General features: G+C 73.3%; 15 protein-coding genes. 6 read left to right on the top strand and 9 right to left on the bottom strand.

Annotated features, from left to right (window positions below; genetic code table 11):
- Positions 1 to 22: 22 nt before the first annotated feature.
- From ABZ321_RS29650 to ABZ321_RS29630, 5 genes are all read right to left on the bottom strand, one after another.
- Positions 23 to 1,108, bottom strand: a complete 1,086-nt coding sequence (locus ABZ321_RS29650; RefSeq protein WP_354897252.1) for a CapA family protein — start codon at positions 1,106 to 1,108, stop codon at positions 23 to 25.
- A gap of 34 nt (positions 1,109 to 1,142) precedes the next feature.
- Positions 1,143 to 4,979 carry an FxSxx-COOH system tetratricopeptide repeat protein gene (fxsT, locus tag ABZ321_RS29645; protein WP_354897249.1) on the bottom strand — a complete coding sequence of 1,279 codons (3,837 nt, stop codon included), beginning with the start codon at positions 4,977 to 4,979 and terminating at the stop codon, positions 1,143 to 1,145.
- A gap of 122 nt (positions 4,980 to 5,101) precedes the next feature.
- Positions 5,102 to 5,836, bottom strand: coding sequence for a hypothetical protein (locus ABZ321_RS29640; RefSeq protein WP_354897246.1), 735 nt, complete (start codon positions 5,834 to 5,836; stop codon positions 5,102 to 5,104).
- 72 nt (positions 5,837 to 5,908) lie between these two features.
- Positions 5,909 to 7,183, bottom strand: coding sequence for a lanthionine synthetase LanC family protein (locus tag ABZ321_RS29635; protein ID WP_354897243.1), 1,275 nt, complete (start codon positions 7,181 to 7,183; stop codon positions 5,909 to 5,911).
- A 1-nt stretch (position 7,184) separates the two neighbouring features.
- Positions 7,185 to 7,787 (bottom strand): TetR/AcrR family transcriptional regulator, encoded by a 603-nt coding sequence (locus ABZ321_RS29630; RefSeq protein ID WP_344505149.1) that lies wholly within the window; start codon positions 7,785 to 7,787, stop codon positions 7,185 to 7,187.
- Between the two features lie 56 nt (positions 7,788 to 7,843).
- On the opposite strand from ABZ321_RS29630, the gene ABZ321_RS29625 reads away from it, so the two are divergent.
- Together ABZ321_RS29625 and ABZ321_RS29620 are read left to right on the top strand one after the other, a co-directional pair.
- Entirely contained in the window at positions 7,844 to 8,680 is an 837-nt protein-coding gene (locus tag ABZ321_RS29625; RefSeq protein ID WP_354897240.1) for an alpha/beta hydrolase, read from the top strand.
- 69 nt (positions 8,681 to 8,749) lie between these two features.
- Positions 8,750 to 9,547 (top strand): SDR family oxidoreductase, encoded by a 798-nt coding sequence (locus ABZ321_RS29620; RefSeq protein ID WP_354897237.1) that lies wholly within the window; start codon positions 8,750 to 8,752, stop codon positions 9,545 to 9,547.
- On the opposite strand, the gene ABZ321_RS29615 is transcribed toward ABZ321_RS29620, so the two are convergent.
- Positions 9,544 to 10,359 (bottom strand): LLM class flavin-dependent oxidoreductase, encoded by an 816-nt coding sequence (locus ABZ321_RS29615; RefSeq protein ID WP_354897234.1) that lies wholly within the window; start codon positions 10,357 to 10,359, stop codon positions 9,544 to 9,546. The two genes, ABZ321_RS29620 and ABZ321_RS29615, sit on opposite strands and share 4 nt — an antisense overlap.
- A gap of 60 nt (positions 10,360 to 10,419) precedes the next feature.
- On the opposite strand from ABZ321_RS29615, the gene ABZ321_RS29610 reads away from it, so the two are divergent.
- Positions 10,420 to 10,962: a MarR family winged helix-turn-helix transcriptional regulator gene (locus ABZ321_RS29610; protein ID WP_354897231.1), complete on the top strand. Its 543-nt coding sequence runs from the start codon at positions 10,420 to 10,422 to the stop codon at positions 10,960 to 10,962.
- Here ABZ321_RS29610 and ABZ321_RS29605 read toward each other — a convergent pair.
- Genes ABZ321_RS29605 through ABZ321_RS29595 form a run of 3 tightly spaced genes read right to left on the bottom strand, consistent with a single transcriptional unit; the run spans position 10,918 to position 14,033 of the window.
- Positions 10,918 to 11,580, bottom strand: coding sequence for a tyrosine-protein phosphatase (locus ABZ321_RS29605; protein ID WP_354897228.1), 663 nt, complete (start codon positions 11,578 to 11,580; stop codon positions 10,918 to 10,920). The two genes, ABZ321_RS29610 and ABZ321_RS29605, sit on opposite strands and share 45 nt — an antisense overlap.
- Positions 11,577 to 12,383: a hypothetical protein gene (locus ABZ321_RS29600; protein ID WP_354897225.1), complete on the bottom strand. Its 807-nt coding sequence runs from the start codon at positions 12,381 to 12,383 to the stop codon at positions 11,577 to 11,579. Before ABZ321_RS29600 ends, ABZ321_RS29605 begins: the two co-directional genes overlap by 4 nt.
- Positions 12,384 to 12,422: 39 nt before the next feature.
- Positions 12,423 to 14,033 carry an amidohydrolase family protein gene (locus ABZ321_RS29595; RefSeq protein ID WP_354897222.1) on the bottom strand — a complete coding sequence of 537 codons (1,611 nt, stop codon included), beginning with the start codon at positions 14,031 to 14,033 and terminating at the stop codon, positions 12,423 to 12,425.
- 110 nt (positions 14,034 to 14,143) lie between these two features.
- Here ABZ321_RS29595 and ABZ321_RS29590 point away from each other — a divergent pair, with 110 nt between their 5' ends.
- From ABZ321_RS29590 to ABZ321_RS29580, 3 genes are read left to right on the top strand one after another with little or no spacing between them, the layout of a single operon-like run.
- Positions 14,144 to 15,670 carry a phenylacetate--CoA ligase family protein gene (locus ABZ321_RS29590; RefSeq protein ID WP_344505157.1) on the top strand — a complete coding sequence of 509 codons (1,527 nt, stop codon included), beginning with the start codon at positions 14,144 to 14,146 and terminating at the stop codon, positions 15,668 to 15,670.
- Positions 15,667 to 16,119 carry a DUF4188 domain-containing protein gene (locus tag ABZ321_RS29585; RefSeq protein WP_344505158.1) on the top strand — a complete coding sequence of 151 codons (453 nt, stop codon included), beginning with the start codon at positions 15,667 to 15,669 and terminating at the stop codon, positions 16,117 to 16,119. The genes ABZ321_RS29590 and ABZ321_RS29585 overlap by 4 nt, the downstream gene beginning before the upstream one ends.
- Positions 16,116 to 17,192 (top strand): hypothetical protein, encoded by a 1,077-nt coding sequence (locus ABZ321_RS29580; protein ID WP_354897219.1) that lies wholly within the window; start codon positions 16,116 to 16,118, stop codon positions 17,190 to 17,192. Before ABZ321_RS29585 ends, ABZ321_RS29580 begins: the two co-directional genes overlap by 4 nt.
- Position 17,193 lies beyond the last annotated feature (1 nt).

Raw genomic sequence — 17,193 nt, 5'->3', positions numbered from 1 at the left:
TGGTGCCCGCCCCGGCCGTCGTTCAGGCCGCGGGCGGGGCGGGCGCCAGCCCGGTGCAGCGCCGCAGGTCGGCGAAGCGCTTGGTCGCGGCGGCGGCCGATGTACCGGTGAGCACCTTCGGCTGGCCGGTGCCGGACACGACCGCCGGGACCAGCTCCGCCCCGACCACGTCCCGGCCGCGCACCCGCACCTTCAGCACCCCGGTGTCGGCGGACCCCACGTACCAGACGAAGTTGCCGAGCCCGTAGGCGACGTAGGTCCGCCCGAGCCACCCGTCGCCCTGCAGCACGTGCGCGTGCGCCCCGATGATCATGTCGGCGCCGGCCTCGGCGAGCGCGGCTGCGAAGGTCTTCTGGTTGTCGTTCGGGCACGACTCGCGCTCCGTGCCCCAGTGGTTGAACACGACCACGACGTCGGCCCGCTCGCGCGCGGCCTTCACCGCGGCGACGGCCCGCGGCACGTCCCACGCGACGGCGATCCCGGGCGTCGCGGGCCCGGCCTTCCAGCTCTCCGCGAGGGTGTGGATCTGGCTGAAGCCGACGATCGCCACCCGCACCCCGCGCGCGGTCAGGATGAGCGGCGCGTAGGCCTCGTCGATCGTCCGCCCGCCCCCGAACACCGGCATGCCCTTCGCGGCCGCACCGTCCAGCGTGTCGGCGAACCCGACCCTGCCGTAGTCGAGCGCGTGGTTGTTCGCGATCGAGACGGCGTCGATCCCGGCTGCCTTGACCGCGTCGTACGCCGTGACGGGCGCCCTGAAGTGGAACTCCTTCGGCTCCGGCGTCCCCCGCGTGGTGACCGCCGTCTCCAGGTTGACCACGGCGAGGTCGGCCGCCGACAGCACCTCGGCCATCGGCCCGACCGCGGTCGCCGGGTCCTTCAACAGCCCGGCGGTCCGCTCGGTGAAGTGCACATCCCCGCCGAACGCGAGCGTCAGCTCCACCGGCACCGACGGCGACGCGGGCCCCGACGGCGACGCGGGCCCCACCGACGGACCGGTCGACGGACCGGCCGACGGCGACATTGGCGCCGGCGGCGGTTCCGCACCGCACCCGGCGAGCAAGGCCGACCCCGCGAGCACCGCCGCCACCACTGCCACCGCCTTCACGGCGCTCAGCGTACGAGCCCGGCGCCCGTCCGGCCTAGAACGGGTGCGGGTCCAGAAGGCGGTGCAGGAGCCTGCCCTCCTGCACCGCCTTCACTACTGGGTGCCGGTCGCCGAGAGCCGCATCGAGGTCGGCGAGGACCTGCGGGTCGACGCCCGTGGGTGAGTCCATGAGGGAGGCGTTGGCGCGGGCCCGCAGGGCGTCGGGGTGCCTGACGCCGATCCCGTCGGCGGTCAGGTCGGCAACCCGAAGCGCGAGGGCAACCGCCTCCTCGACGCGGCCGGTCTCATACAGGATCACCGCCAGGTTCATCTGGGCGGCGAGCAGGAACGGGTGCCGGTCGTGCAGCGCGGCGGTGAGCCCTTCGCAGGCCGCCTCGGCGGCGACCAGCGCGGCGTCGAGGTTGCCGAGCACCCGTTCGATCGCCGAGAGGTTGTTCTCGCACACGAGCGTGTGCGGGTGCTTCGGGCCGAGCGCGCTGGTGTACGCCGCGCGGACCGCGTCGGTCTCCCGCCGCGCCTCGGCAGTCTTCTGCAGCGACAGCAGGTTCGTGGCGCGGCTCAGCCGGCAGGCGAGGGTGTCGGGGTTGTCGGCGCCGAACTGGCGGTCCAGGGTCCGGTAACAGTCGTCCAGGATCGGCTGGGCCTCGTGGGCACGGCCGGCGCTGCGGATGGACACCGCGAGGTTGACCCGGGCGCTGAGCGTCCAGACCGCCTCGTCGCCCCGGAGCTCCCCGAATCCGGCGACGACCTCCAGCAGCATGCCGATCGACCGGTCGTAGTCGCCGAGCTCGCGCAGGTCCCGGGCGAGCGAGCCCTGCGAGAAGAGGTGGAAGAACGTCCGGCGGCCGAGGACGACCTCGCCGAGCTGCACGACCTGCTCGTCCTGCTCGCGGGCCAGGGCGAAGTGGCCGGCCAGGCGCAGCGACGAGGCGAGGTTGTGCTGCGCCGCGAGCGTCTTGGGGTAGTACTCACCGTACTCCTGGGACCAGGTCGCGTACGTGGTGCGGTCGCGCTCCAGCGCCTGCCCGTAGTAGCCCAGCGCGCGCAGATCGGCACCGAGACCACCGGCCGTCATGAGCGTGTCGGACGCCGTGTCGCCGAGCAGCTCGGTCTGCTGCCGCAGCGTCTCGGTGTCCAAGTCGCGGGCTTCCAGCACCCGGCCGAGGTCGCGCAGCGCGTTGGCGTGGTTGAACTGCGCGCGCAGCAGCGGCACGAGCAGCCGCTCCCGCTCCGCCGCGTCGGTCAGCGACGCAAGCCGCTCCCGCCAGGCCTGCTCGATCCGCACGGCGAGGTCGTGGCTCTGCATGAACGAGCCGCGGACCCACACGTAGCGGATGCGGTCGACGATCAACTCCAGCACGGCCGGGTCGTCGGACACGAGGGCCATGTCGAACAGCGATCTGACCGCGGACTCGGGCCCGGCCTCGACCTCCAGGTGCGGCCAGAGCATCCGGTACCGGTCCCAGGTGCTGGCGTTGTCCACGTCGTCCTCGGGGCGCACCTTGGCGAACACCTGCAGGATGTCGCGCTGGGTCGACTCGATCTCCTCCCGCGGCATCCGGGCACGCACGACGTTCTGCAGGATCCGGTGCACCTGGATGCGGCGGGCGCTGTTGTCGAGTTTGAGCAGTGCCAGCCGGTTGAGCTGCTGGATGAGTTTGGCGGCGCTGGGGCGCCCGAGCAGGGTCGCGTCCGTGCGCCGCAGCAGGTCCAGCATCGAGTTGTTGTTCAGCAGGTCCAGTGCGATGTCCGGGGCGAGCAGCGAGCAGACCTCCAGTAGCCGGTAGGCGCCCGGCGACTCGGTCTGGAGCTGGTTGAGCGACAGCTCCCACAGCGCGTTGACGGCGGCGTCGGTCTCACCGGCGGCGATCTGCTCCCGGTACTGCGCCGGCGTCGTGCCGCTGGTGGCGAGCAGCGCGCCACCGACAGCGACGGCGATGGGCAGATCGCCGAGCAGCTCCGCGATCTGGCCCGCCTCGTCGACGGAGATGTCCTTCACCCGGCGGCGCAGGTGCGCGACGCTCTCCTGGCGGGTGAACACCTCGACCGGGAGGGTCTCGGCGCTGTCGCCCCACGTCTGGTTGCGGGTGGTGGCAATGACGTGGCCGTGGCCGCCGGACGGCAGGAAGCTCTCGATGTCGGCGAGCTCGTCGACGTTGTCGAACACGATCAGCCAGCGGGCGTAGTCGGTGGTGCGGCTCAGCGCCTGCAGGACGGCGCGGATGCTCAGCGGCACGTTCTGCAGGCGGGGCAGGCCCATGCGCTCGCCGAGGTCGGCGAAGGCGCTGTCGATGAGGATCTTCGGCTCGGCGTTGATCCAGTAGACGAGGTCATAGGCGGCGCCGAAGCGGTGCACGTACTCCAGCGCCACCTGGGTCTTGCCGACGCCGCCGAGCCCGTACAGCACGGCGACGGCCGGGTTGCCGGGGCGGGCCTGACGCAGCGCCGCGCGCAGGCCGCTGAGCGTCAGGTCCCGGCCGGTGAACTGCACGTTGGCGACCGGCGCATTGGTGACGTCCGGACCCCTGCCGGGATAGCGCCCGGCGTCGGCGTCCGGCGCGGGCCGGCCGAGCAGGCCGGTGACCTTCTCGACCGCGTCCCTGGCCGACAGCCCGCTGAGGAACACCGAGGTGTCCGCGGCGAGCTCCGGCAGCGGCGTGGTCTCGTCGACGTAGACCGCCAGCGAGCCCTCCGGCAGCGGCAGGCCCGCCTCGAGATAGGACGACGACACGATCACCATGGACCGCGGCGGCCGGGTCGACCGCTGCGCCTGCGCGGGGTCGAGCACGGTGACGCCGCTCGCGGCGAGCAGCCGCTCGATCCACTCGTGCCACACCTGATCCCGCGGGGCGTGCCGCAGCACGATCTCGGCGGTCCACACGGCCCGCTTGCGCTGGAACCGGTCCCGCCACTGCGTCCGCAGTGTCTCGTCGAGCCGCGGCATGGAGGTGACCTCGCCGTCGGTCACCTCGGCGGTGATGTTCTCGTAGGCGGTGAGCAGCGACGTCTTCGCCCCGCGCTGGTCGCCGAAGGTGGCGAGTGTCTCCTCGTAGGCGTACCAGGCCAGGTAGGGCACCTCGACGTCGAACCAGTAGCGGTCGCGGTCCGCGTCGCTGAGCCCGCTGGGGAGGCCGGCGAAGCGCAGCCTCGCGTGCGAGCGCCCGGTTTCGGCCTTGTCCTTCTCGGCGAGGTCGACCCGCATCGGCACCGGCAGCACCCGGATCTTGCGGTTGTGGTACTGCTGGCTGACCGCCTGGGCGACCGACGCGGCACCGTCGATGCCCTGCTCGCTGAGCGTGAAGCAGTCGACGAGGATGTCGGGCAGGTGGATGGTGCAGATGTCGGCGACGTCGCTCAGGCCGGTGCGGCCGTCGATCAGCGTGTAGTCGTAGTTGCGCTTCATGTCCGCGCGCAGCGCGTCGAAGAACTTGCCGCCGTCGAGGTTGTCGTAGAAGGCGTCCCAGTCCAGCGCGCCGACGGTCGGCTTGTAGTCCTGGTTCTGCCGGCCGGCGGACAGGAAGTCGATGCTGCCGCCCTCGGCGAAGTCGTACTCGATCGAGAACGCGAACCTCTGGGTGTTGGCGAAGTGCGCCTCCCAGCCCGCCGGCAACGCCCGTGGCTGCTGGGCGTTGATGGCCCTGTTCTCGACCTCGCGGATCATGTCGATCACACCGGCACGCTGCCGGACCGCGGCCTCGTCCAGGAACGGGTTGAAGAACCGGTGCAGGCCAGGCGACTCCAGGTCCCAGTCCGCCACCAGCACACGCTTGCCCCGCTCGGCGAGGATCCACGCGACATTGGCCAGCGCCATGGTCCGGCCGGTGCCGCCTTTGAACGAGTAGAAGGTGATCACCTGACCGTTGCGATCCATCATCGACTCGCTCTCAGAAGGTGGGGTCGGACGACTGCTCGCCGGTGGTCAGGCGCAACCGCCGCGACGGGATCTGGCGCGAGGATCTCGACGGTGCGTTCTTCAGGTACTGACGGACCGCCTCACTGATGAGTTGCGGCATGTGGGACACGAACTCGGCCAGTCCAGGAAGCCGACGCTGCGCTCACCGTCGATGCCCAGCAGCCGGCGCAGCTCCCGGGACAGGTCGTCGAAGAACTGCTGGACCGCACGGCCGTCTGCGCCCCGCCCGCTTCGGCCAACCCGACCGCCGCGAACGCGTCGCGGTGGGTGGCGCCGCGCAGGGCGCCGCCGGGGTCGGCCCGCAGCGGCACGACGGTGCGCACCCCGGCGCGCAACGCGGGAAGGTACTCGGGTGCCTGCTCGGCGAGCACCGTCCACGCCTCGCTGAGCCGCCCGTCCCATGCGGTGACGTCGGCGTCGCCGAGGCGGCCGGTGACAGCCCAGCCGTGGCAGTCCCGGCCGGGGTCAAGGTCGTCCAGCAGCACGCGCCAGCCGGCGGGTCCGGCGTGCCGTGCCGGCAACCAGCCCGGCCCCGCGGCGGGCCGGTCCTCCAGCCACGACACGGCGACCGGTGCCTGCCCGGACGCCACCACGGTGAAGCCGACCGGGGTGACCGACAGCGTGGCACCGCCAGGCGCGGGACCGGTCACGGCGCTGCCGAGCCCCGGCAGGTGGACCACGCCGTCGCGGACCGGCACCCACAGCCACGCGTCCGTGCCGGCACGGACCGCGGCGGCGCCGGCCAGTGCCGCGAGGTGGCCCAGGTCGGGCGGCGGGTCCGTGTCCGGCTGGTGCGACAGCAGCCAGTGCCGCAACCACGGTTGCTGGAGCCCCTGCCTGACGGAGTCCGGACCCCGGCGAGCGTGGCACTGCCCGGCGCGGCGGGTTCACGAGGCGGCCCGCACCGCCGGCGGGACGGTCCACCACTGGTCGGGGCGGTCGACGGCGGGGGCGGTGAGGCCGTCGCGGTCGACGCGGGCGAGGCGGAGCAGGAATGCGGCGATGCCGGCCGAGCCCTGCATCCAGGTGGGGTTCGGCGGCAGCAGCGGCGGGTCCTGGCGGTGCTCGACGAACCGCCAGTGGGCGCCCGCCTCGTCGAACAGCGCGCGCTCCGCCAACGCGTCGGCCATCGTGCGGGCGGCCGCGAGCAGCGAAACGTCCGAAGTGGACTGGGCGGCGTCGAGGAGGATGTCGCCGACGCCGGCGGTGCCGCAGCAGCGGCCGTCGTTGTCCCAGAAGCCGGGGCGCAGGCGGGCCGGGACGCCGGAGGTGAGGACGGAGTGCAGGCAGCGGCGGCGCAGGTCGTCGACCGGGAAGCCGCCGACCTCGGGAATGCCGGCGACGGCGAGGGCCGGGAAGAGCTGTGAGGTGCCCGCCGGGCCGTGGCACCAGTTGTACGTGACGGGCTCCACCTCCCGTTGCGACCGCGGGATCGTGTGCTCGACGGCGAACCCGTCGCCGGACAGGTCCGCGATCGCGGCCAGGTGCTCGCCGCCGCGCCGCGCCGCGTCGACGAAGTCGGCCCGGTCCAGCGCCCGGCCGGCCACCGCAAGGGCGGCGGCGACGCCGGCTGTGCCGTGCGAGAAGTTGGGGTTGCTGGAGCGGTGCCCCGGCCACATCCGCCAGTCGAGCCCGTGGACCGTCGGCTCAGCGGCCCGCAGCAGGGCCTCGCCGCCCGTGGTCATGATGGCGTCGGCGAGGTCGCCGCCGGCCCACGTGGCGGCGTGCACGATCCCGGCGGTGCCCATGACGACGTCGGTCAGCGGCGCGCGGCTGCCGGGCCTGATGTCGAACGTCGTCTCCCAGCCGTCCGGGGTGCGCAGGTGCGCGAGCCGCTCCAGCGCGATCCGCTCCGAGCCGGGCGCGAGCAGGCGCAGCACCGTGACGTCGCCGGCGAGGCCGTCGTACAGCGACGGCTCGACCCGGTCCGGGACGCCGGCCGTCACACGCGCGACGATCCCGTCCACGAGCGCCGCCTCGGCGCCGGTCAGCGGCCGGTGCAGGCGCAGCTCGGCGAGGACGGGCGCCAGGCCGGGCACGCCCGCGTACACCGTCTCGCGGTCGCGGTCCGGCCCGGGCAGCACCGGGCCGTCGTCGTCGGTGCCGACCTGGGCGAGCGTCCACGCCCAGGCGGCCTCGCCGAGCTCCTGATAGGAGGTCACGTCACACCGCCAGGGAGTCGATGACGCGGTCGAGGACCGCGCCGATGTCCGCGCGGGCCCGCACCGGGTCCGCGGCCTGCGACAGGTAGAGCGCCGCCTCGTCGAGGGCGCCGATGAGCACGTGCGACAGCGGCTCCGGTGGCTGCTCGGCGATCCGGCCGACCGAGATCGCGTAGCTGACCAGACTCTGCACGAGGCCCATCCCGTACCGGAGGCTGATCTCCCGCCAGCGGGCCCAGCCGAGGACCGACGGCGCCTCGATCAGCACGATGCGCTGCACCTCCGGCTCGGCGCACGCGTCCAGCCAGGTCGCCGCGCCGAGGCGCATGAGGGCGATCGGGTCGGTCAGCCCGCTGCCGCCCACCGCGTCGTCGATGCGGCGGGTCAGGTCCGCCTCGACCGCCTCGAACACCGCGGCGAAGAGGTCGGTCTTGTCGGCGAACTGGTGGTACATCGCGCCACGCGTGACGCCGGCGGCGCGGACGATCGCCTCGGTGCCCACGGCGGCGAAGCCGGACGCGGCGAAGAGCGGCCTGGCCGCCTGGATGAGGGCGGCCCGGGTCGCCTCCGAACGCTGCTCCTGGGTTCGGCGGTTGCTTTTCATACAGACAGTACGTATGTTTCTTGTGCCATGCACTGAACATATCGCGAGGAGGCGCCATGCCCGCCGTCGACATCCCGCAGGGGCGCATCGAATACCGCGTGACCGGCCCGGAGGACAGCGCGCTGCCGCCGGTCGTGCTCGTCCACGGCCTGCTCGTCAACGCCGAGCTGTGGACCCGCACCGCCGACGCGCTCGCCGCCCGCGGCATCCGCAGCTACGCGCCGGACCTGCCGCTCGGGTCGCACCGCGTGCCGTGGCCGCCCGGGACCGACCTCACCCCGCGGGGCATCGCGGCGCTCCTCGGCGACTTCATCGCCGCGCTCGACCTGACCGGCGTCACGCTCGTCGGCAACGACACCGGCGGCGCGATCTGCCAGTTCCTCATCGACGCCGGGCACGAGCGCATCGGGCGGCTGGTCCTGACCAACTGCGACGCGTTCGACCAGTTCCCTCCGGCGCCCATCGGCCTGCTCGTCAAGGCCGGTCGGCGGCCCGCTCGGCTGCGCATGTTGGCGGCGTCGGTACGGGCGAAGGCCCTGCGCCACTCCATCGCCGGCTACGGCGGGCTGGCCCGGGACCCCCTCGACGCCGCCCTGACCGCCCGCTGGGTCGCGCCGCTGCGCGCCGACGCGGCGATCCGTCGCGACACCGCCGCGTTCCTGCGCGGGATCTCGCCCGCGGAGCTGCTCGACGTCTCGACCCGGCTGCACACCTTCACGAAGCCGGTCCGCCTCGTCTGGGGCGACGCCGACCTGTTCTTCAAGCTGAGCCTCGCCCGGCGGCTGCGCGACGCGTTCCCCGACGCCGACCTCGTCGAGGTCGCGGGCGGTCGCACGTTCCTGCCCCTCGACGAGCCGGACCGGGTCGCGGCGGAGATCGCCCTCGACGCCTGACAGCGAGACGAGCCGGACCGGGTCGCGGCCGAGATCGCCCTCGCCGCCTGACGGCGATATGGTGCAGCGATGCATCGCACCGCGCTGGTCACCGGGGCATCGTCGGGCATCGGCAAGGCGACCGCCGCCGCCCTCGCCGCGCGCGGCTACCGCGTCGTCGGCACCAGCCGCCACCCCGCGTCCGTGCAGGACCCGCCCGAGGGGGTCGAGCTCCTGCCGCTCGATCTCGAGGACGACGCGTCCATCGAGGCCCTCGCCGCGGCCTCCGGCCAGGTCGACGTGCTGGTCAACAACGCCGGGGAGAGCCAGTCCGGCCCGTTCGAGGACCTCCCCGCCGACGCGCTGCGCCGGCTGTTCCAGGTCAACGTCCTCGGGCCCGTCCGGCTCGCCCAGCTGCTCCTGCCCGGCATGCGGGCGCGCCGGCACGGCCGGGTCGTGATGGTCGGGTCGATGCTCGCGTCCTTCCCGCTGGCGTACCGCTCGTCGTACGTCGCGTCGAAGGCCGCCCTGAAAGGCTTCGCGGAGGGGGCGCGGCACGAGTACTCACCGTTCGACGTCTGGCTGACGACCGTCGAGCCCGGCTCGATCAGCACCGGCATCAGCGAGCGCCGCACGAAGTACGTCGCCGACGACTCCCCGCACCGTGCGGACTTCGAGCGGATGCTGGCCGCCCTCGACCGCAACGAGCACAAGGGCGTGCCGGCCGCGCGGGTCGCCGCCACCATCGTCAAGGCCGTCGAGGCGCCACGGCCGAAGGCGTTCTACGCCGTCGGCAGCAACGCGCCGGTCGTCTTCCCGCTGCGCCGCCTCATGCCGTCCTCGCTCGTGTCGAAGGCCACCCACCGCCGCCACGACCTGCGCCGTTAGCGCAGCTGCGGCAGCACCTCGAGGGCGAGGCGCTCCACCTGCTCGTCCCGGCCCGGGCCGGGCACCTTCAGGTTGAGCACCGTGAAGCCCATCGCGACGAGCGCCCGCAGCCGGTCCGCCGTGTCGTCGCCGGCCCGCACCTCGACGTTGAGGGCGCAGGTGATGTCCTCGGGCGAGCGCCCCGCCCGCTCCGCCGCGGCCAGGACCCGGTCACGCATCGCGGGGAGCGCCTCGAGGGACGCGTACCCCAGCGACGGCATCCACCCGTCGGCCAGCCGCCCCGTCACGTCGAGGGCGCGGGGCCCGAACGTCCCGAGCCAGATCGGGATCCGGTGGTCCGGCTTCGGCTCCATCGGCGCGGCGGCGACGTGATGGATGCGGCCGGTGTACGTGGTGGCGGGGCCGGTCCAGAGGCCGCGGATGATCTCGATCGCCTCGGCGAGGCCGTCGACCTTGTCGCGTGGCGACGGCACGTCAATGCCGAACGCGCGGAACTCCTCGTCGGACGAGCCGCCGCCGAGCCCCAGGATCAGCCGGCCGCCGCTGAGCCGGTCGAGGGTCTCGGCCATCTTGGCGACCATGGCGGGCCGCCGGTACGGCACCCCGAGCACCCTGGGCATGACCCCGATCCGCTCGGTGTGCGCCGCCATCCACGCGAGCATCGTCCAGCTCTCGTGGCTCGGATCGGTGCCGCTCGGATGGTCGGACGTGGACACGAAGTCATACCCGAGCGCCTCGGCGGCGCGGGCCGCCGCGACCGGGTCCACCGCCGTCGACGCGGGCACGTCGACCCCAACCCTGATGCTTGACATGTCATGCACGCTAGCTCGCTTGAGTTTGACACGTCAAGCAGATCGCCTAGGCTTGGCGGCATGACGGAACCGCGCTGGCTCACCACCGCCGAGATGCACACCTGGCGCGGGTACCGGCGCATGCGCGGCCTCCTCGACCTCCAGCTCACCCGCGACCTCGGCGCCGACTCGGGCCTGTCCGACGCCGACTACGACGTGCTGACCGCGGTCTCCGAGGCCCCCGGCCGGCGCCTCCCCCTCGGCGAGCTGGCCGCCTCGATCCGCTGGTCGACAAGCCGCCTGTCCCACCAGGTCAGCCGCATGGAGCAGCGCGGCCTGGTCGCCCGCGGCCCCTCCACCGCCGACGGGCGCAGCGCCACGGTCATCCTGACCGACCACGGCTGGGCCACGGTCCAGGACGCCGCCGTCCACCACGTCGCCTCGGTCCGCCGCCACTTCATCGACGTCCTCGACGAGTCCGACGTCGCCGCGCTGGGCCGCATCGCCGACAAGGTCCTCGCCCACCTCACCGACGCGACGCCGCCCACTCCCCCACGCCGCCGCCGGTCGGCGGGCGGGTCAGTCGCGCAGCCTGCTCCGGAGGGCGGCGAGACGGTCGGGTGACAGGCCGTGGGCGAGCAGGTAGCCCTCGGCGCCGCCCCACCGCTCGTCGACGAGGTCCAGCACCGCCTGGATCGACTCGGGCTCGCACTCGCCCGGCGACTCCCAGCACACCGACGAGAACGTGTAGTCGGCGACGATGACGTCGTCGGGCACGGCGGCGACGCGGAGCAGCAGGGCGACGAGCATGCCGGTGCGGTCCTGGCCCGCCTGGCAGTGCACGAGGACCGCGCCGGGCGGGGCGACGGCGACGGCGGCGACCGCGGTGGTGATGCGCCGGGCGTCGCCGGCGATGCGGCAGCGGTACAGCTCGTCGATGCCGGCCAGGTCCGACAGCTCGTCGGCGGGGTCGTCGTCGGGGTCGGTGAACGGGACCAGCCGGTACATCGGGTCGGCGGCCAGGACGTTCGGCCGCAGTTCCGCCTCGTCGGCGCTGCGCAGGTCGATGACGCGGGTGACGCCGTGCGCCCGCAGCGCGGCCACGCCGTCGGGGGTGAGCCGGTGCGGCGAGTCGGCGCGCACCACGGCGCCGTGCCGGACCTGACCGCCGTCCGCGGTCGGCAGGCCGCCGAGGTCGCGGGCGTTGCGCAGCCCGGGCCACGGCAGCGGGGTGAACCTCATGACGCCAGGCCGACGAGGACGGCCGCGACCAGCACCAGCAGCGCGCCGACCACGAGGAGCCACCTCCGCCGGGCCCGCTGGCGGCGGCGCCGACGCCTCCGTGCCGCCACCCTCGCCGCGGCTCGCGACGCCCTCCTCGCGGACGGCCGCGCCTCGACCTTGACCGGCGCGGCCCCGGGCACGGGCACGGGCACGGGCATGGGCACGGGCACAGCCTCCGGCACGGGCGTGTCGTGTGGTACGGGCGCGGACTCGGGGACGGATGCGGCCCCCAGCACGGGCACGGCGGCGTCAGGTACAGGCGAAACGTCGAGGGCAGGCGCAACTTCAACCGAAGGCACGGACGGAACCGAAGGCGCGGGCGGCACCGGAGCGGGCGGCACCGGAGCGGGCCGGGGTGCGGGCACGCGGATCGTCTCGGCGTTCGCGCGGGCGATGAGCTTCCCGACCCGGACGCTGGCCGCCCGCAGCCGGGCGGCCCGCTTCGGCGCCAGCTTCCGGCCGGTGATGATGCCGCAGGCCTGGGCGACCGCCACGACGAGGACCGGGTTGCTGATGAGGTCGCGGTGGCCCAGCATCAGCGCCGCGACCATGTTCCGGTCCACCCGCAGCCCCGGCGCGAGCTTGTGGGCGCGGACGACCTCGGCGATGTGCCGGCGCGTGCTCTTCGACCGCGTCCGGCCGCGGGGGCGTTTGCGGGCGCTGCGGTCCGCGGTCCGGGCGGCCTCCGCCACCAGGACGGCGACCAGCGAATGCACCGCCTCGTCGGCCTCCTGCCAGCGCGGCGTCAGCGCCTCGGTCAATCCGTGGTCTCCCAGTGCGAACCCGTCGATCGGAGCAACTTACCCGGTGGCGGCCGCGGGCCAAACGCGGCGGCCGGAGATCCAGGTCTGGGTGACGCGGGTCGCGGGGTCGAACGGGTCGCCGTCGCAGATCGCCAGGTCGGCGGTCTCCCCCGCGGCGAGGCCGCCGGCGCCCGGCGCGCCGAGGGACGCGGCCGCCGTCACGGTCAGCGCCCGCACCGCCTCCGCCGGGGTCAGCGCCTGGGCCGGCTGGATCGGCCGCCGCACCGCGAGCCTGAGGTTGCCGAGCGGGTCGAGCGGCCCCGCCGGGTGGTCGGAGGCGAGGGTCAGCGGCACGCCCGCGTCCAGCAGCGACCGCCCGCCGACGACCGTCAGGAAGCGGTCGGTGCCGCCGTCGACGATCTGCGTGCCGAACGTGGTGAGGAAGCCGGGCTGCACCGTCGCCCACGCCCCGCTCGCCGCGACCAGGTCGACGGCCGCCGGGTCGAGGAGCACCAGGTGGTCGATGACGGCGGCGCCGGCGGGGGCTCCCACGGCGCGCAGGGCGGTCGCGGCCTGCCGCACGGCGAGGTTGCCGAGCGCGTGCATCCGCGGGCGCAGCCCCGCCGACAGGTACGCGGACAGCAGGTCGGCGAGCTCCCGGTCCGAGTACCGCAGGTACTCCAGTCGCAGTGTCCGCCCTTGTACGGTGGTGCGCCGGCGCATCGCGTCGCGCAGCGGGCCCGGGTGCCGGGCGGCGACGGTCTCCTTGACGGCCTGCCAGGTGAGCCGGCCGAGCGCGCGGGCCGGCATGCAGACGGCGCACCGGTCGCCGCCGTCGAGGAACAGCTTCGCCTCGCGCCCGCTCGCTCCGTAGTCGCCGTCCGGCGCGACCGACGGCCCTTCCAGGGGGCTGAGCAGCCCTTCGCCGGCACCGACCGCCCACGACAGCCGCGGCGATGCGGGCGCCGCGAGGCCGAGCATCCGCTCGTGGTGCTGCGGCGGGACGTACGCCTCGTGCGCGTGCGTGATGCCCAGCGACACGCACCGGTCGAGGGCCTGGCGGGTCAGCGCGACCGGGTCGCCGGGGGCGGAGGCGAGCGCGCGGGCGAGGGCCTCGCCGTAGGCCTGCTCCCAGATCTCGCCGGTCGGCCGGCCCCGGCGGTCGAGGCTCACGTCGCCGTCCTGGGCCCTCCGCGTGGTAATGCCGAGCGCCCGCATCGCCTGGGAGGAGACGGTGCCGCGGTGGACGTCGACGCCGCTGACCAATATCTGACGGCCGGGCGCGACGGTGTCGAGCTCGGCGGCGGTCGGCAGGCGCCGCTGCGGCCACCGGAACGGCCGGGCGTTCCAAACCAGCAGCCAGGGCGCGTGCGGGTCGGCCGCGGCCGCCGCCCCGATCGCGGCGAGCGCCGCGGGCAGCGAGGTCCAGGCGGAGCCGTCGACGCCGAGCGTCTGCCACCCGACAACGGTGGCGTGCAGGTGTGTGTCGACGAACCCGGGCAGAATGTGACACCCTGCGACGTCGATCATGGTGTCCGCCGGCGGGGGCGGTGTGTCGTGCGCGCCGGTGGCGGTGATCCTGTCGCCGGTGACCAGCAGCCAGCCAGGCTGCGGGGTGCAGGTCGGGCCGGCCCAGATCGTCGCTCCGGTCATGAGTGTCCCGGCCATGCGGCAACAATACTTACCCGGATGCGAGTAGGACGGCTCAGGCGCCACGACGGCCGGCAGCCGAGGATGTAGACGGTCCGTGTGGATGGTCAGGGAGGAAGGGAACGGTCGTGACGTTCGTGCGCCAATGGGTGCTTCGGATCAGCAGCTTCGGGCTGACCTGGCTGTACGCGATCTACCGGGTGCACCCGGCGGTGTGGCGGCTGATGGCCCGCAACTACCGGCCGTGGATGGCCCGGTTCGCCCGCCTGCACGCGTGGATGACGTGCCAGTTCGCGGCGATCGACGTGCCCGCGTACGGCGACTTCCTGCGCCGCAACGACTGGCGGTTCCGCTGGTTCGACCTGACCTCCTACCCGCCGACCGCGAAGCTGACCTACGTGAAGGCGTACCCGGAGGAGCAGCGCTGCTGGCACGGCCGGATCGAGATCGCCGGCAGCGTCGTCGACGAGTCGTCGGGGTCGTCGGGCCAGCCGTACAACTGGATCCGCAGCAAGAAAGAGCTCGGGACGGTGCACAAGAACCTCGCCGGCTACACCACGCTGGTGTTCCCGTCGAAGCGGCGGTTCGTCATCAACGCCTACTCGATGGGCGCGTGGGCGACCGGCACCAACACCGGCATCGCGATGGCCCGCGTCGCGATGGTGAAGAACACCGGGCCCGACCTCGACAAGATCATCGACACGCTGCGGCACTTCGGGCCCGGCTTCGACTACGTCATCACCGCCTACCCGCCGTTCCTGAAGCACCTGCTGGACAAGATGGACGCGGTCGGCTTCGACTGGGCGCCCTACAAGCTGTCCGCGCTGGTCGGCGGCGAGGGCATGACCGAGGCGCTGCGCGACTACCTGGAGCAGCGCTTCACGAAGGTGCGCTCCGGCTACGGCGCCAGCGACCTGACGATCGGCATGGGCGGCGAGACCGACCTGACGGTGTGGCTGCGCCGCCGCCTGCGCACCGACCAGGCGCTGCGGGAGGCGCTGCTCGGCGCCGACGAGCACCGGCTGCCGATGATCTTCCAGTACAACCCGCTCGAGACGTACCTGGAGACCACCGCCGACGGCGAGATCCTCTGCACCATCAACACGACCGCGGTGCTCAACCCGAAGGTGCGCTACAACATCGGCGACGAGGGCAAGCTGATGTCCTACGCGGAGCTGACCAGCATCGTGGGCAAGGACGCCGAGATGCAGCGCGCGTTCGAGGGCGACCGGATGAAGCTGCCGCTGCTGTTCCTGTTCGGGCGGAAGGACAGCACGATCTCGTACATGGGCGCGAACATCTACCCGCAGGACGTGGAGAACGGCCTGTACCAGGACAACCCCCTCGCCCACCAGATCCAGAGCTTCTGCCTCACGCTCGAGGAGCACACCGACCTCGAGAGCCGCCCGGTGATCCACATCCAGCTGCGCGAGGCCGTACACCTGACGCAGCAGCAACAGGAGGAGCTGGCCGACGTGTGCCGGCGCGGCGTGGTGCGCTACCTCGCCGAGGTCAGCCGCGACTTCGCCGAGTCACTGGCCGAGGACCCCAGCGCGGCGGACCTGCGCGTGCGCGTCCACGAGCACGGCGCCGGACCGTTCGCCGCCAGCAACGGTAAGATCAAAAACGTCTACCTGGCCAGGAGCGCCGCATGAGGACCACCGACTTCTCGAAGGTGCCACCGGTCGGGCAGGCGACCGCGATGTTCGTCGGCGCCACCCGCTACCGCGGCCCGCACTCGATCTTCATCCTCACGTTCACCTGGTTCAAGATGGTGCGCCAGATGAAGCGGCTGCCCGGATACTGCTGGCACACCGTCTACTGGCAGTGGCCGTTCACGCTCGGCACCATCGCGTTCTTCCGCGACCGGGACGCGCTGCTGCAGTTCGCGCGCACCAAACACCACCGCGACCTCATGTGCTGGATCACCGACAACGGCACCCGCAACGCCACCGGCGGCTACATCCGGCTCTACAACGCCGAGGAGAGCGGCTACACCAACGGCGTCTGGCGCGCCGAGGGCAATACGATGGCGCACATCGAGACCTACACGCCGCTGTCCCGCGAGACGGACGGCCCAGCCGTGCACCGGCCGGCGTCGTGACCGTCCACATCGAGCCCGTGACCGGCCGGGCCGGGCTCCGCGCGTTCTGCGACCTGCCGCTGCGGCTGCACCCGCGGGACCGGTACGTGCCCCTCGCCGACTCGGGCATCGCGGGCTTCACCGGCGACGGTGCCGAGCTGTTCCTCGCCCGCGACGACTCGGGCGCCGTGGTCGGCCGCACCTGCGTCCACCGCAACGCGAAGTTCGACGCGAAGCTCGGCCGGCGGCACCAGCTCTTCGGCCTCACCGAGTTCGCCGACGATGCCGCGGCCTCGGCGCTGTTCGAGCTGGTCGCGGAGCGCGGCCGCGACACGGAGGCGCTGTTCGGCCCGGTCGGGCTGCTGCCCAACCAGACCGGCGGCGTCATCACGTCGGGCTTCGACGAGCGCGGGTTCATCGACTCCGCCTGGAACCCGCCGCACTACCCCGTCTCGTACGAGCGGCACGGCTTCACCCGCCGCTTCGAGGCCGACACGTGGCTGTGCGACGTCGGCGCGGGCGGCGAGTTCGCCTTCGACGACGCGCGGATCGCCGCCGAGGACCTCGTAGTGCGGCACGGCTCCCGCCGCCGGTTCAAGGCGCAGCTGCCGATCCTCCGGGAGATGCTCAACGCGTCGTTCGCGCAGCTCGGCTACTACACCGAGATCGACGCCGACGAGCTGGCGAAGCAGACCGACGGGCTGTCGTTCCTGCTCGACGAGGCGCTGCTGCTGTGGCTGGAGAAGGCCGGCCGGCCCGTCGCGTTCATCGTCACCGTGCCCGACGTGTCGGAGTTCTTCATGAAGGTCGGCGGCCGGCTCGGCGTGCTCAACCAGCTGCGCCTGCTCGCCACCCGCAACCGCTACCGCCGCGACGCCGTCCTCATCATCAAGGGCACCGTCCCCGACGAGCAGGGCCGCGGCTACCTGACGCTGCTGTCCCGCGAGCTGTACCGGGGGCTGCGCGCCGGCGGCTACCGCACGCTGCGCAGCACGTACGTGGAGCGCGACAACCCGGCGTCCGCGGCGCAGTACCGGCGGATGGGCGGCCGCCCGCTGCACGGCTACACCTTCTACGAACGGGCGGTGGCATGAG

The organism is Dactylosporangium sp. NPDC006015 (assembly GCF_040614215.1).
Lineage (GTDB): Bacteria > Actinomycetota > Actinomycetes > Mycobacteriales > Micromonosporaceae > Dactylosporangium > Dactylosporangium maewongense.
The sequence above is the reverse complement of the archived record's forward strand: the minus strand, read 5'-3'. Positions and strand labels throughout refer to the sequence as shown.

Excerpts from the sequence above, each read along its gene's own strand:
- ABZ321_RS29585 (WP_344505158.1), top strand. The coding sequence starts at position 15,667 with ATGAGGACCACCGACTTCTCGAAGGTGCCACCGGTCGGGCAGGCGACC.
- fxsT (WP_354897249.1), bottom strand. The coding sequence starts at position 4,979 with ATGGATCGCAACGGTCAGGTGATCACCTTCTACTCGTTCAAAGGCGGC.
- ABZ321_RS29630 (WP_344505149.1), bottom strand. The coding sequence starts at position 7,787 with ATGAAAAGCAACCGCCGAACCCAGGAGCAGCGTTCGGAGGCGACCCGG.
- ABZ321_RS29620 (WP_354897237.1), top strand. The coding sequence starts at position 8,750 with ATGCATCGCACCGCGCTGGTCACCGGGGCATCGTCGGGCATCGGCAAG.
- ABZ321_RS29595 (WP_354897222.1), bottom strand. The coding sequence starts at position 14,033 with ATGGCCGGGACACTCATGACCGGAGCGACGATCTGGGCCGGCCCGACC.
- ABZ321_RS29625 (WP_354897240.1), top strand. The coding sequence starts at position 7,844 with ATGCCCGCCGTCGACATCCCGCAGGGGCGCATCGAATACCGCGTGACC.
- ABZ321_RS29615 (WP_354897234.1), bottom strand. The coding sequence starts at position 10,359 with ATGTCAAGCATCAGGGTTGGGGTCGACGTGCCCGCGTCGACGGCGGTG.
- ABZ321_RS29610 (WP_354897231.1), top strand. The coding sequence starts at position 10,420 with ATGACGGAACCGCGCTGGCTCACCACCGCCGAGATGCACACCTGGCGC.
- ABZ321_RS29605 (WP_354897228.1), bottom strand. The coding sequence starts at position 11,580 with ATGAGGTTCACCCCGCTGCCGTGGCCCGGGCTGCGCAACGCCCGCGAC.